Below are 14,430 nucleotides of genomic sequence, written 5' to 3'. Positions count from 1 at the left end.
ACTCCTGGAGCAGTGCTGGCGGCAGCGCTCGGGCCAGTGCGCCCAGGAGGGAGGAGTAGATTGGCACTGTGACGAGCACTCCCCCGGCGCCCCGCCTGCGCGCGACGACCCGGCCTCTGGAGCACGCCCCCGATCTCATCTCGCTCGCCGACCCGAACGCCCCGATGATCTGGTCGCGAGGGGATCGCGGCTGCGTGGGGGTCGGCGAGGTGCTGCGCCTGTCGTTCTCCGGACCGCACCGGTTCACCGATGCTGCTGCCGCATGGCGCCGGATCGCTGAGACGGCGATCGTCGACGACTCCGTCCGCATGCCCGGCTCGGGCCTCATCGCGCTGGGAACGTTCGCGTTCGCCGACGCGAGCTCTGCCGAGAGCGTGCTCATCGTGCCGCGTCTGCTGGTCGCCCGTCACCGCGGGCAGGCCTGGATCACGGAGATCGCCGCCGTCGATGCTGATCCTGCACCGCTCGCCGTACCCGATGCTCCGGCGAGCCGCGCGTGGGAGGGCGTCCGCTTCCGCGATCGCGCGCTCGCCACCGGTGGAGACTCGGTGGCGTCATACCTCGCGGGCGTGCGCGAAGCGGGAGCTCGCATCGAGCGCGGCGAGTTCGAGAAGATCGTCATCGCCCGCCAGCTGGAGGGAGCGCTGCCCGGGGCCTCGGACCTGCGGGTGCCCCTCACCCGCCTCGCCGAGCACTACCTCGATTGCTGGACCTTCGCCGTCGACGGACTCATCGGCGCGAGCCCAGAGACGCTGATCAGGTCGACGAGCGGCGCCGTCTCGGCGCGCGTGCTCGCGGGGACCAGGGGCCGCCACTCCGAGGACGCCGCGCGAGACGCCCGCGCCAGGGACGAACTCCTGACGAGCGCGAAAGAGCAGCACGAGCACGCATTCGCAGTGCAGAGCGTCGTCACCGCACTGTCCCCCCACGTGCGCGACCTGCGCACCAGCGAGGAGCCCTTTCCGCTGCAACTGCCGAACGTCTGGCATCTCGCGACCGACCTCGGAGCGGCGCTCGGCGAGCAGAGCTCGTCGATCGAGCTCGTCGGCGCGCTGCACCCGACCGCCGCAGTCGCGGGCACTCCGACTGCGACCGCTGTCGCAGCGATCGCCGAACTGGAGCCGTTCGACCGCGGTCGCTACTCGGGCGCGGTCGGCTGGATCGACGCCGATGGCGATGGAGAATGGGTCATCGCGCTCCGCTGCGCGCAACTCGGAGCGCCCGATGCGCAGACCGGAGCGCGGGCCGTGGTGGCGAGTGCCGGCGGAGGCATCGTCGCCGGGTCCGATCCCGACCACGAGCTCGGGGAAACCGTGTCGAAGTTCCGCCCCATCACGGAGGCGTTCGCGCGCTGACGGCGTCCGGCACTGCCGTCTCCAACCTGTGGTGAGCAGGCCGGCGGGGACGGGCAGGCCCGGGATCCGCTACGCGGGCCAGCGCATGTCGAGCGAGTCGACCACGCGCTGCCGCTCGGCGGCGACGTCGAACTCCGGCTCCGGCCAATGCGGGCTGAGCTTCGCGAGCTCCGCTGTCACAATGCGCTGCACCGCGACGCGCGCGTACCACTTGGCGTTGGCGGGTACGATGTACCAGGGCGCCGTCTCCGAGTGGGTCCGCTCGATCGCGGTCTGGAACGCCTCCATGTACGCGGGCCAGTGCAACCGCTCATCGACGTCCCCGGGATTGTACTTCCAGTGCTTCTCGGGGTCGTCCAGCCGCGAGATGAGCCGCTCCGCCTGCTCCTCCGGCGAGATGTGCAACATGATCTTCACGATGCGCACGCCCTCAGCCGTGATCCTCGATTCGAATTCGTTGATGGCACCGTATCGCCGCTCGATCTCTTCGGGCGGCGCGAAACCGCGCACCTTCTGGATGAGCACGTCCTCGTAGTGCGAACGATCGAACACCCCGATCACGCCCGGCTCCGGCACCCGACGCTCGACGCGCCAGAGGAAGTCGTGCGCACGCTCCTCAGCGCTCGGCGACTTGAAGGCGGTCAATGCGAGCCCGTAGGGCTCGGTCTGCCCGAAGACGTGGTTGACGATGCCGCCCTTGCCGGCAGCATCCATCGCCTGGAGCACGACGAGCAAGCGATCCTTCGCCCCCAAGCGGCTCTGCGCGAAGAGCTTCTCCTGCAGCACACGCAACTCCTGAGCGGCTCGCTCGAGCTCCTGATATCCCTCGCGCTTGCGCGCATCCGTGCCCGGAGTGGCCGAAGGATCGACCTCGCTCAGCTGGAAGCCGGGCCGCACGCGCAGCAGCTCTCCCACTTCATCGGTCCAGAACGCCTGCGTCATGGTGTCTCCTTCTGTGTTCGTCGCTGTCCACTGTAGGGGCGCACCGACTCGCCGGGTCGCGTCACTCGGCCAGCGGAATCTCCACGATGCTCGGCCCGGTGACCGGCTCGGTGAGCAGCCGCTCGAGCTCACTGCGTGTGGCGACCCGGCGGTAGTCCCACTCATACGCTGCGGCCAGGGAAGCGATATCGACGCGCTGCGGGGTGCGCATCACCCGCGCGAATGCGTCGGCGTCCGCGGTCTCGGCGACCTCCAGACCGTCGAAGATCGTTCCGCCGCCGTCGTTCGCCACGAAGACCTGGATGCGCGGACGGGGCTCCCCCTCGAGCAGCAGGAGCGATCCGGCATCGTGCAGCAGCGCGAGGTCCCCGATGAGCACCCGCGTCGTCCCGGCCGCTCGAGCCGGATCATCGGCGAGCTGGCTCGTCACCGCGATGCCGAGCGCCGTCGCGACGGTGCCGTCGATGCCGGCGAGACCTCGGTTCGCGTGCACGCTCACCCGTCGGGCGGGCGCGAGCGCGTCGAGCACGCGCACCAGGCGCGACGCCGCGATGACCAGCCGATCGTGGGGCCACGTGCCGCGCCACACGCTCTCGACGAGCAGCTCGCGCGAGACCGGCTCGCGCATGATGGCGACCTCCGTGCGGGCGTAGGCGTTGCGCTCCTTGTAGCCCGGCGCGAGCGCTGCCTCGAGGTCGGGCTCGTGCACGGTGGAGCGCTCGCGCTGCAGCGCGCGGTCCGCGACGACCCAGGCCCCGAGCCAGCCTCGCAGGGCGCGGGCATCATACTCGGGTGCGACGCGTGCGGCCGACACCACTCGAGCACCGCGGCTGGGATCGACGTACTCGGCACCGGAACCGTGGTGCGGATCGATCACGACCACGTCGACGTCGTCGCGACGCAGCAGCTGAGGAATCTGACGCGTGAGGGTCGGGTGGCCGAACACGATCGCGCGCTCCGTGAGGCCGCCGATCTGCGGGTCGTCGATCAGCGTGGCGTAGGCGGCGATGGTCTCGCGCCCGAATCGCGCTCCGCTCACCACCTCGGCGAGCAGCGGCAGGCCCGCGGCCTGCGCGAAGGCCTCGGCCTCGGGGCCCGCACCCGCTCCGGCGATCACGACCGCGAGCGCATCCCCAGCGTGCTCGTAGACATCTGCATCGTCCGCGATCGGCCCCGACTCGCCCGGCTCCGGGTGCTGCGCTGCTCGTTCTGCGGCCTCGCGGGCGGCCGCTTCGAAGCCCGCGACGATCATGCGCTCGAAACCTGCGGTCCCGGAGAGCGGGTCCCTGAACGAGAGATTCAGCTGCACCGGCCCGGCGGGCCTTCCGCCGGAAGCACCGAGAGCCGCGGCGAGGCCCCGGGTCACGAGCGTCGCCGGATCGCGCAGGGCATCGCGCACGAGGTCGCCGTCGACGAATTCGGGGGCCGGCACATCGACCGACCAGCGAGCGAATGCGTCGAAGAGGCCCGCCTGGTGCGTCGCCTGGTTGCTGCGGATGCCGCGCAACTCCTCGGGGCGGTCCGCGGTGAGCAGCAGCATCGGCACACGGGCCTCGTGCGCTTCGAGCACCGCCGGCATGAGGTTCGCGACCGCCGTCCCGCTCGTCACGACGATCGGTGCCGGCATGCCCGTTTCACGTGCAACCCCCAACGCGAAGAACCCGGCCGATCTCTCGTCGAGCTTCACGTGGAGCCGCAGCGCATCGGCGTGCTGCGCCGCCGCACCAGCCAGAGCGAGCGCCTGAGAACGCGACCCGGGGCACACCACGAGATCGCGCACGCCGCGACGGACGAGTTCGGCGAGCAGTTCGACTGCGAAGACGGAGGCTGCTGCCGGCTGCGCCGAGCTCACGGCTTGGAGTCGCCGTCGGAACGCGTTCCCGGCTCGTCCGCACTCCGGGGCTTCGGCGATTCCTCCGTCGGTACCGCGTCAGGAACAGCGGGCGGAGCATCGGCATCAGCGTCGGCATCGATCTCGGCTTCGGCATCGGCTTCGTTCACGATCGGCGCTCCCGCTTCCGCGGGGGATGTGCGCGCTGCAGCGGCATCGGAAGTCACCGCATCGCCCGCGCGATCCGGCGTCTCCGCACCATCGCCACCGCGGGCGAGCGTCGGCTCCTCCCCGGGAAACGTCTCGTCGTCGAGTTCGCGCAAGCGGTCTTCGAGATCCCGCATGTGCGCATCGAGGTCGGTGCTCGAAAGACTCGTGCCCGAGAAGCGCGGGTCATCGTCGGGTGCAGGCCGTCGCGTCGCCTGCGCCTGGGCGGACCCCTTGCCGATGAAGAACCAGAGCAGCGCGCCGATCACCGGCAGCACCGCGATGATGACGATCCACACCGGCTTGTTCATTCCGCGCGCACGCGATCCCTCGGTCATCGCCGCGTCGACCAGCGCATACAGCGTCAGTGCTACGGCGATGACGACCCCGATTATCACGAACCGCACCATACCCTTAATCGTACTCGCAAGCGTTCGCGAAACCCTGGGCCTTGCGCGGAGCCTCGCTTCAGGTGCCGCGGGTACACTCGTGCGGGTGAACAACCCGCGCACCGCCTGGATCGTGTACATCGTACTTCGTCTGCTCTTCTTCGCAGTGCCGTTCACCGTGCTCTTCCTCATCGGCCTGCAGCCGTGGATCGCAGCCGTCTTCGCCGCCCTGATCGGGGTCGCCCTCTCGGTCATCTTCCTCGCCCGCCCACGGTCGACGGCCTCCGAGAGCATCTACGACTGGCGCAATCGAGACCGCACACCCGACGACATCGTCGAGGACGAGGCCGTCGAAGCGCGCGAGACGCCGAGCGAGACCGCTCAGCCGGGCCCTTCCGCCGGACCGGACGCGTCCGGCACCGGCACTGGCACCGGCACTGGCACCGCATCGAACTCGCGTTGAACCCGCTTCGGTACGAGATTCGGCGTCGGTGAGCCACGTTCCGCGCGCATGATCTCACCGAAGCCGAATCCCACACCGAGTACCGGCGCGGCGGCGCACTCGGAGCAGCGCTACACCTGGGTCGCCTCCCACCCCGCGTAGAGCTGCGCATACCGTCCGCCGAGCTCCACCAGTTCCGCGGGCGACCCGTCCTCGACGATGCGGCCGCTCTCCATGACGAGCACCCGGTCGGCGATTGCCACGGTTGACAGCCGGTGGGCGATGATGATCGCCGTGCGATCGGCGAGCAGACGCTGCAGCGCGTGCTGCACCAGTCGCTCGCTCGGCAAGTCGAGCGATGCGGTCGCCTCATCGAGGATGAGCACCGTCGGATCGGCGAGGAACGCGCGTGCGAACGAGATCAGCTGGCGCTGCCCGGCCGACACGCGCCCGCCGCGCTTGTTCACGTCCGTCTCGTACCCGTCGGGGAGGGATTCGATGAATCCTTCCGCACCCACGGCGCGTGCCGCCGCCCGAATCTCGGCCGCCGACGCGTCCGGTTTGCCGAGCGCGATGTTCTCGGCGACCGTTCCGCTGAAGAGATACGCCTCCTGAGTCACCATCACGATGGCGCGACGCAGATCGGCGGTATCGAGTTCGCGCAGGTCGACGCCGTCGAGTCGCACCGCCCCGCCAGTCGGATCGTAGAATCGCGCGACGAGCTTCGCGAGCGTCGACTTTCCGGCGCCCGTCGTTCCGACGAGCGCGACCGTCTGGCCGGCCGGGATCTCGAGGTCGCAGTCCGCGAGCACCGTGCGTGCTCCACCGCGGTCGCCCCCGTAGGCGAAATCGACGTGATCGAAGCCGAGCTCGCCGCGCGGGCGCTCGAGGCGCACGGGCGCGGCGGGATCCTGCACCGTCGGTTCCTCCTCGAGCACGCCCGAGACCTTCTCGAGCGCCGCCGTCGCCGACTGATAGGAGTTGAGGAACATCGCGACTTCTTCCAGCGGCCCGAAGAAGTTGCGCACGTAGAGCACGGCGGCGATGAGCACGCCGATCGCGAGCTCGCCGCCCGTCACGCGGAGCGCGCCCCAGAGCAGCACCACCGCGACCGTGACGTTCGCGAGCAGGATGAGCCCGGGATCGAGCACCCCGAAGAGCCGCAGCACGCGCAGGTTCGCGCGACGGTACTCGTCGGAGACGGCGCCGAAGTCGGCATCGCCGCGGCGCTCGCGCCGGAAGGCCTGCACCGCCCGGATCCCCGTCATCGTCTCCACGAACTGCACGATCAGGCGCGCGCTCGCGACGCGCGTCGAACGGAACCCCTTCTGCGACTCCACGACGAACCAGCGCATGAGGATCGCGAGCGGGATCCCCATGAAGAGCAGCACCAGGCCGCTCTTCCAATCCAGCAGGAAGAGCATCACCATCGTGAACGTTCCGATGAGCACCGCGTCGACGAGTTCGTTGAGGCTGCCATCGAGCAGCTCCTGAATCGATTCGAGATCGCTCGTCTGCCTCGAGATGATGCGACCCGATGTATACCCCTCGTGGAATTCGAGGCTCAACCGCTGGGTATGCCGGAAGATGCGCGTGCGCAGCTCGATCATGACCGCCTGCGTCAGGCGTGCGATGAGCACGACGTACCAGCCGACGAGCAGCGAACCGATCGCGCCGGTCACCAGGAAAGCGAGCGCAACCCCGACGGCCGGCACCCAGTCCCCGGCGTCCAGTGCGGCCGGCAGCGCCGTGTCGATTCCATAGGCGATCAGTGTCGGACCCACCGCACGCATCGCGGATGAGATGATCACGACGATGGCCGTCAGTGCGATGAGGCGCCGGAGCGGCCGCAGAATCGAACCGAGCAGACGCAACGAGCGGCGGCGGATCGCTCGACTCTCCTCGCGGGTGTACGAATCGCGATCCTCGCCGTTCGTTCCCTGCACGCTCGCGAGGCTCATGAGCGAACCTCCTCGGTGTCGGTGTCGGTGTCGGTGTCGGCGGTTGCGGTATCGGTCGGATCGGTCTCGGTCCGACCGGTCTCCGCCGTGTCGACGAGGGCGTCCCGCTCGATCCCTGCGATCAGGCTGCGGTACTGGGCGCTCGTGCGCAGGAGTTCGGAATGGGTGCCGACGGCATCGATGCGACCGTCGAGCATGACCGCGACGCGATCGGCCAGCGCCACCGTCGACGGACGATGCGCGACGATGAGCGCGGTCGTGTCGGCGAGCACGCGTCGCAGAGCCGCCTCGACGAGCGCCTCGGTGTCGACATCGAGCGCCGAGAGCGGATCATCGAGCACCAGCACATCGGGGGCCGCCGCCACGACCCGGGCGAGCGCGAGCCGCTGGCGCTGACCGCCGGAGAGGCTGAGCCCCTCCTCCCCCACCTCGGTGTCGAGGCCGCGGGGAAGATCGGCGACGAACCCCGCCTGCGCAACGGCGAGCGCATCCTGCAGCACCCGATCCGCCTCGGCGCTGCCGAGAGCGAGATCATGGCGACCGAGCAGCACGTTCTCGCGCACCGTGGCCGAGAACAGGATCGGCTCTTCGAACGCCACGCCGATCCGGCGACGCAAGTCGTCGAGCGCCAGATCGCGCACGTCGATCCCGTCGAGCGTGATCGCCCCGCCCGTCACGTCGTACAGCCGCGTCGGCAGCGTCGTGAGGGTCGTCTTGCCGCTCCCCGTCGCACCGACGATCGCGAGCGTCTCGCCCGGACGCAGCGCGAGGTCGAGCCCGTCGAGGAGGTCGACCTCTTCGGCACCCGCGTCGGGATACCGGAAATGCACGTCGCGGAATACGAGTTCGCCGCGCGCCTGGGCGATCGTCTGCGGGCGCTCGGGCTCCCGCACGGTCTGCTCGGCGTCGAACACCTCGAACACCCGGTCGGTCGCGGTGCGCGTGTCGATCAAGAAGGCGAACAGGAAGCCGAGCGAGCCCATCGGCCACCGCAGCGCCGCCGCCATCGCGAAGAACGCCACGAGCTCCCCCGTCGAGAGCAGGTCGTGCGCAGCGAGCCAGACGCCCGTGATGAAGCACGCACCCATGGCGAGGATCGGCACGAGCTCGTACCAGAACCAGAGTCCGCCGACCTCCCGCGCCTTGCGCATCTCCGTCTCGCGCAGCGTCTCAGCCCGACGCGTGAACTGCGAGAGCGCATGGCCGCCCCGGCCGAAGGCCTTGAGCACGCGAATGCCGTGCACGCTCTCCTCCACAGCGGTCGCGAGATCACCCGTCTGATCCTGGCTGCGCCGCGACAGCACGCCGTAACGCTGCTCGAAGCGGTAGCCGACGACCCAGATCGGGATGGAACACGCGACGAAGACGACGCCGAGCGCCCAATGCCAGCGGAAGAGCAGCCCCATACCGATCACGATCGTCAGCACGTTGACGAGCAGCAGGATCAACCCGAACGCCAACCACCGGCGGATCGAGCTGATGTCCTGCATCATGCGGCTGAGCAACTGGCCCGACTGCCACCGGTCGTGGAAGGCGACGGGCAAGCGCTGCAGTCGTTCGAAGAAGGACTGACGCACCGCGTACTCGATCGCAGCGGACGGGCCGAGCACGAGACGCCGGCGCATGAACACGAGCAGCGCTTCGAGGACGCCGAGCAGCAGCACGGCCAGGGTCGCCCAGGCGATGAGGATGCGGTCGCCGGACGCGATGGGACCGTCCACCGCCCATTCCAGCACGAGCGGAACGACGAGGCTCGCGAGTGCGGCGCCCAGACCGAGGAACGCGCCGGTGATCAGTTTCGGGAGTGCGGGACGGGCGAACGGGAGCAGACGCGCGAGCGCGCGCGCCGTGGAGACGCGAGCGGGATCGCTCGGTGTGTGCTGAGTCGCAGCGAGGTGGTTCATGATGCCTGACGTGTGCCGGCGCCTGGACGCGGGCGCCCAAGGGCTGACCGCGCGCGGCGCGAGAGGAAATGCTGAGGTGGAAGCGGAGAAGGGGCGGCCCGCGATCGGAGCCGCGTCGACCTACTGCCCTGGCTTCGGAGTGCCCGGGAGTCGCGGCGCCGACGGCTGGGTGATGATTGCCATGGTGCGCTCCTCTCCGGGGTCAGGGTTTCCGAACCTCAGCCTAGCCAGGCTGCGCGCTCGAGCACAAGGATCGCGTCGAACGCTCGGCGATCCTGCGCCGGATCACTCGGCGTCAGAACGCGAAGGCGATTCCGAGCAGCACACCGTAGGCGAGCGCGGCGAGACTCGTGAGCTGCAGGACGAGGATGAGCTCCCGCGCCGTCTTGGCGGTGAGTGTGATGATCGAAGCCGGAATGGCGAGGAGGAGCACGAACCAGACGAGGATCATGCCCGGCTGCGCGAGCGCGTAGAACGCCGGCACCGCGAACGGCAGCAGCACGCAGACGACGTAGAGGATGCGAGACGCGCGGTCGCCGATGCGAACCGCGAGCGTGCGCTTGCCCGCCAGGCGATCCGTCGGAATATCGCGGATGTTGTTCACCACGAGCACGGCCACCGCGAACAGGCCGACGCCGGCGCCCGCGACCCAGGGCTCCTGCACGTCGATGTCCGTCTGCAGCCACACCGTGCCGACCGTCGCGACGATCCCGAAGAAGACGAAGACGACGATCTCCCCCAGCCCCGCGTACCCGTAGGGGCGCTTGCCCCCCGTGTAGAACCAGGCGGCGACGATGGCCACCGCGCCCAGAGCGAGGAACCACCAGCGCTCACTGAGCACCACTGCGACGAGGCCCGCGACCGCGGCGAGCGCGAAGAACGTCAGCGCGACGGCCAGCACCCGCTTCGGGTTGACGAGCCCTGACCCGGTGAGCCGAGCGGGGCCGACTCGAAACTCGTCCGTACCCCGGATACCGTCGGAATAGTCGTTCGCGTAGTTCACCCCGATCTGCAGGAACACGGCGACGGCGAGCGCGAGCAGACTCAGTGTGAGCGAGAACTCCTGCACCATGTGCGCGATGCCGCTGCCCGCAGCCACCGGCGCCACGGCGAGCGGCAGGGTGCGCAACCGTGCTCCACCCACCCAGTTGCGCCAGGTGATCCGCGGCGGCGCCCCCGCTGCGGCCTGCCGCTCAGCAGCGGCCCGAGCCGCGGGATTGCCCGATCGTCGACGGTCGTGTGCCTGGTTCACGTCTGATCCTTCTCTCCGTGCGCATCGCCCTGCGCATCTCCGTGCGCTTCGCCGTGCGCATCGCCCTGCGCACGCATGTCGTGCACGTGGGCGGCATCGCCGCGCCGCACCTCGCTGAAACTCGAGCGCAGTCGCCCCATCCATTCGCCGATCGCGGCGTAGTCGGGCTTCCCGCCAGGAAGCCGCGGAATCGCGTCCACCTCCGTCACCCATTCGGGCACGGCCGCAGGGCCGAGCGACGCGCGCAGCACCTCCTGCACGCGCTCGAAAGCGGCGCGTTCGTCGGGGGCGCTCTCCACGGCGGCGCCCGTGCCTGCGCCCGGGACCACATCGACGACGAGCGACACCCGCTCCCCCCACTCGGGATGCGGGGCGCCGAGTGCCACGGCGTGCTCCCACCCTGACTGCTCGCGCACCACGCGCTCGACCTCGTCGAGGGACACGTTGACGCCGCCCGAAATGATGACGCGATCGAGACGGCCGGTGACCGTCAGCATGCCGCCGAGCAGCTCACCCGAGTCGCCCGTGCGATACCAGCGCACCGGCACCCCGTCACGCCCCGCCTCGGTGATGAAGGCGCGATCCGTGAGCTCCTGGTCTCCGACGTAACCCAGCGCGAGGGCGCTGCCGGCGAGCTGCACCTCGCCGGCGCGAATGCGCACACGGGTGTCGCCGATCTCGACGCCGTCGTACACGCACCCGCCCGCCGTCTCCGACATCCCGTAGCTGCGCGTCAAGGCGATGCCCAGCGCGTGCGCACGGCTGCGGAGCGACACGCTCACGGACTGCCCTCCGACGAGCACCGCATCGAAACGGCGCAGCACATCGGCCGCCGAGCGATCCTGCTCGACGTGATCGATCAGTCGCGCGAGCTGCACCGGCACCAGCGAGACGTAGCGACGATCGGCGTCGAGGGTCTCCGCCTGCTCGAGAAAGGCGGCTGGCTCGAAGCGGCCGTCGAAGAAGACGGGCTGCGTACCGGCGAGATCGCTGCGCACCAGCATCTGCAGGCCCGAGATGAGGTGCGTCGGCAGCGCCACCAGCCACTGCCCGTGCCCGCCGAACCGCTCGGCCGTCGCCTCGGCGCTCGCGCGCAGGGCGTCGGCGGAGAGCGCGACCGCCTTCGGAGTGCCCGACGACCCTGACGTGCGCACGACGACAGCTGTACCCTCGGGCAGATCCTGCTGCTGCAATGCGACGATCGCGTCGGGGTCGGTACCGGGAGCGACCGGCACGACCGGCGCCCCGCCTCGCAACGCATCGGCGAGACCGGCGGTCAGCCAAGCACGATCTTCGGTCGGGATCGCACGGAGTCTGTGGGGCGCAGTCACCCGACCAGGGTACTCCGCGCAGCCCTGCTGTGCGCATCGCCGGCGAGCGGGCGCGGCGCACCGGGAGGCGGGCGGGTCGTGTGGCCGCCGCCGCCCCCGTGCCAGCCCACGCCACCCGCGCCACCCACGCCACCCACGCCACCCACATGCGAGCGGGGTCACTGTTCGTGCGTGTCGCGGGCCTGACACGCACGAACAGTGACCCCGCTCCGGTGGAGACAGTGAGCGCAGCGGTGCAGCAGCACCCGTCGCGGTGCCGCCAGCTCGAGGCGGGTCACTTTGAGAGTGTGTCTGGGCCCACCGAGGTGCGACACGCTCTGAAAGCGACCCGGCTCGGGTGAGCGCCGCGGAGCAGCAGCGGTGCCGCCGCGGAGCAGCAGCGGTGCCGCCGCGCTCAGTAGTGGTAGGGGAAGGGGCTCCAGTCGGGCTCGCGCTTCTCGAGGAACGAATCGCGGCCCTCGACCGCCTCATCGGTGCCGTAGGCGAGGCGGGTGGTCTCCCCCGCGAAGAGCTGCTGCCCGACGATGCCGTCGTCGACGGCGTTCATCGCGTACTTGAGCATCCGGATCGCGGTCGGCGATTTACCGAGGATCGTGCGCGCCCAGGCGATGCCGGTGCGTTCGAGCTCCGCGTGCGTCACGACCTCGTTAACGGCGCCGATCTCTCGAGCGCGCTCGGCGGAGTACTCCTCGGCGAGGAAGAAGATCTCGCGTGCGAACTTCTGGCCGACCTGCTTCGCGAAGTAGGCGCTGCCGTAACCGGCGTCGAACGAGCCGACGTCTGCGTCGGTCTGCTTGAACTTGGCGTGCTCCCGGCTCGCGATGGTGAGGTCGCAGACCACGTTGAGCGAGTGGCCGCCGCCGGCCGCCCAGCCCGGGACGAGTGCGATGACGACCTTCGGCATGAACCGGATCAGCCGCTGCACCTCGAGAATGTGCAGCCGCCCGGCGCGCGCCGCGGCCTCCGGCCCCACCTCGGTCTCGTCATCCGAGTACTTGTACCCATCGCGGCCACGAATGCGCTGGTCGCCGCCCGAGCAGAACGCCCAGCCGCCGTCTTTGGGGCTCGGCCCGTTTCCGGTGAGCAGCACGACCCCGACCTTCGGGTTCACTCGCGCACGCTCCAGCGCGTCGGCGAGCTCGTCCACGGTGCGCGGGCGGAAGGCGTTGCGCACCTCGGGCCGGTCGAACGCCACGCGCGCGATGCGGCCGTCGAGGCTGAGGTGGGAGGTGATGTCGGAGTAGTGCTGAGCCCCGGGGGCGATCTCCCACTCGGCGGGGTCGAAGAGCTCGGATACCTGCTGCGTCATGCCCCTAGCCTAGGGCGCGGGCCCCTCGAGCAGGTGAGTCGTCCGCGCTCCCCGTGATGAGCCGGTCAGGCACGTACTGCGTGCGCCTCGCCCACGGGAAGTACACGGCGAACGTCACCGCGATCGCGATGAGCCAGGACAGGTCGGCGCCCCCGAGGGCTCGGGCGACCGGGCCGACGTACACGGCCTGGCTCATGAAGGGCAGCTGTGCCAGAACGCCGATGCCGTAACTCGCGATCGCGACCCAGTTGAACGCCCGATACGGGCCGCTCGGGTCATAGAGCGCCGGGATGTCGACGCGTTCCTTCGAAATGAGGTAGTAGTCGACGAGGTTGATCACGCTCCACGGGATGAAGACGGTGAGCAGCGCAAGCACGAAGTTCTTGAACACAGTGAGGAAACCCACTTCATTCGCGATCAGCGCTACAACGGTGGCGAAGACGGTGAATCCGACGATGATACTCGTGCGAACCGCTTGGGAGACGCTCCGATGGTTCGTCCATCCGGTGATGATGGTGAGAATGCACATGAATCCGCCGTAGGCGTTCAAAGAGTTGACCGAGAGCTTGTTCACGACGATGACGGCATAGATGAAGATCGCCACGAGGCCGCCCCCGGCGATCTCGCCGAGGCTGCCCACCTGGCTGGATAGGAACGCGTCGGTTCCGAGGGCGCCGACGATGAGCACCCCGAGGGTCATCGCGATCTGGGCACCGATCACGGACCCGAGGAACGTACTCCAGAACGTGGCGCGTACGGACGTTCGCTGGGGCAGGTAGCGCGAGTAGTCGGCGACGTAGGGCGCGAACGTCATCTGCCAACCGGCGGCGAGCGCGATCGCGAGAATGAACGACGCCCAGGTGAAGTCGACCTGTCCGAAAGCCGATTGCACGTCATACCCGGCGAAGAGGCGGATGGCGATGTAGCCGAATCCGATGAGCCCGATGACCGAGGCGATGCGACCGATCATGTGGATGAGTCGGTAGCCGACGACGGCGACGCAGGTCGTCATGAGCCCGAACAGCACCATGCCCCACACCGGAGCGTTCCAGCCGAAGATCAGGTTGAGCGCTTGGCCGCAGAGCACAACGCTCGTCATCTGGAAGCCGAGGTACATGAGGATCGTGAGCACCAGCGGCAGGGCCGCGCCTTTGACGCCGAACTGCACTCGGCTGGAGATCATCTGGGGAAGCCCCAGGCGCGGGCCCTGCGCCGAGTGCAACGCCATGGTGATTCCGCCGATCACGTTTCCGATGAACAGACCGATGATGGCTGCCATCGCTTCCGCGCCGAATGTGATGGCGATTGCCCCGTCGACTACGGCGGTGATCTGCAGGTTCACGCCGAACCAGAGCGAAAACTGGTTGCTCACCCGGCCGTGCCGTTCCGCTTCGGGTACGCGCTCGATCGTGCGGATCTCGCGAGTCATCAAGCTCTCCGAACTGGGAGTGTCGGTCCTCATCGTCCGTCCTCGTTTCGTTGATCGTTGGGCAGCGCGTCTTCGCAC

The 14,430-nt window shown here is 69.3% G+C and carries 11 protein-coding genes; 2 read left to right on the top strand and 9 right to left on the bottom strand.

Features of this window, described 5'->3' with window-relative positions; all coding sequences use genetic code 11:
* The first annotated feature begins 68 nt into the window (after positions 1 to 68).
* Positions 69 to 1,355: an isochorismate synthase gene (locus ABFX18_RS09910; RefSeq protein ID WP_346058214.1), complete on the top strand. Its 1,287-nt coding sequence runs from the start codon at positions 69 to 71 to the stop codon at positions 1,353 to 1,355.
* Between the two features lie 69 nt (positions 1,356 to 1,424).
* Here ABFX18_RS09910 and ABFX18_RS09905 read toward each other — a convergent pair whose 3' ends face one another.
* From ABFX18_RS09905 to ABFX18_RS09895, 3 genes are all read right to left on the bottom strand, one after another.
* Positions 1,425 to 2,297, bottom strand: a complete 873-nt coding sequence (locus tag ABFX18_RS09905; protein ID WP_346058213.1) for a PPK2 family polyphosphate kinase — start codon at positions 2,295 to 2,297, stop codon at positions 1,425 to 1,427.
* Between the two features lie 61 nt (positions 2,298 to 2,358).
* Positions 2,359 to 4,149, bottom strand: coding sequence for a 2-succinyl-5-enolpyruvyl-6-hydroxy-3-cyclohexene-1-carboxylic-acid synthase (gene menD, locus ABFX18_RS09900; protein ID WP_346058212.1), 1,791 nt, complete (start codon positions 4,147 to 4,149; stop codon positions 2,359 to 2,361).
* Positions 4,146 to 4,745, bottom strand: coding sequence for a PLDc N-terminal domain-containing protein (locus tag ABFX18_RS09895; protein ID WP_346058211.1), 600 nt, complete (start codon positions 4,743 to 4,745; stop codon positions 4,146 to 4,148). The genes menD and ABFX18_RS09895 overlap by 4 nt, the downstream gene beginning before the upstream one ends.
* A gap of 85 nt (positions 4,746 to 4,830) precedes the next feature.
* On the opposite strand from ABFX18_RS09895, the gene ABFX18_RS09890 reads away from it, so the two are divergent.
* On the top strand, positions 4,831 to 5,187 hold the full coding sequence (locus ABFX18_RS09890) for a DUF4229 domain-containing protein (RefSeq protein ID WP_346058210.1): 357 nt from the start codon (positions 4,831 to 4,833) through the stop codon (positions 5,185 to 5,187).
* A 110-nt stretch (positions 5,188 to 5,297) separates the two neighbouring features.
* Here the strand turns inward: ABFX18_RS09890 and ABFX18_RS09885 are convergent, their stop codons facing one another.
* From ABFX18_RS09885 to ABFX18_RS09860, 6 genes are all read right to left on the bottom strand, one after another.
* Positions 5,298 to 7,127 carry an ABC transporter ATP-binding protein gene (locus tag ABFX18_RS09885; RefSeq protein WP_346058209.1) on the bottom strand — a complete coding sequence of 610 codons (1,830 nt, stop codon included), beginning with the start codon at positions 7,125 to 7,127 and terminating at the stop codon, positions 5,298 to 5,300.
* Positions 7,124 to 9,031 (bottom strand): ABC transporter ATP-binding protein, encoded by a 1,908-nt coding sequence (locus ABFX18_RS09880; protein WP_346058208.1) that lies wholly within the window; start codon positions 9,029 to 9,031, stop codon positions 7,124 to 7,126. Before ABFX18_RS09880 ends, ABFX18_RS09885 begins: the two co-directional genes overlap by 4 nt.
* A 295-nt stretch (positions 9,032 to 9,326) precedes the next feature.
* On the bottom strand, positions 9,327 to 10,283 hold the full coding sequence (locus ABFX18_RS09875) for a 1,4-dihydroxy-2-naphthoate polyprenyltransferase (protein ID WP_200332126.1): 957 nt from the start codon (positions 10,281 to 10,283) through the stop codon (positions 9,327 to 9,329).
* Complete coding sequence (locus ABFX18_RS09870; RefSeq protein WP_346058207.1) at positions 10,280 to 11,614, bottom strand: AMP-binding protein; 1,335 nt, start codon at positions 11,612 to 11,614, stop codon at positions 10,280 to 10,282. Before ABFX18_RS09870 ends, ABFX18_RS09875 begins: the two co-directional genes overlap by 4 nt.
* A gap of 394 nt (positions 11,615 to 12,008) precedes the next feature.
* Positions 12,009 to 12,923: a 1,4-dihydroxy-2-naphthoyl-CoA synthase gene (locus ABFX18_RS09865; protein WP_090152593.1), complete on the bottom strand. Its 915-nt coding sequence runs from the start codon at positions 12,921 to 12,923 to the stop codon at positions 12,009 to 12,011.
* A 4-nt stretch (positions 12,924 to 12,927) separates the two neighbouring features.
* The gene (locus ABFX18_RS09860; protein WP_346058206.1) at positions 12,928 to 14,352 is read right to left on the bottom strand and encodes a purine-cytosine permease family protein; all 1,425 of its coding nucleotides are present in this window, start codon (positions 14,350 to 14,352) and stop codon (positions 12,928 to 12,930) included.
* Between the last annotated feature and the right edge of the window lie 78 nt (positions 14,353 to 14,430).

Source organism: Leucobacter alluvii, from assembly GCF_039530485.1.
Lineage (GTDB): Bacteria > Actinomycetota > Actinomycetes > Actinomycetales > Microbacteriaceae > Leucobacter > Leucobacter alluvii.
This window is presented reverse-complemented; position numbering and strand designations above follow the sequence as displayed.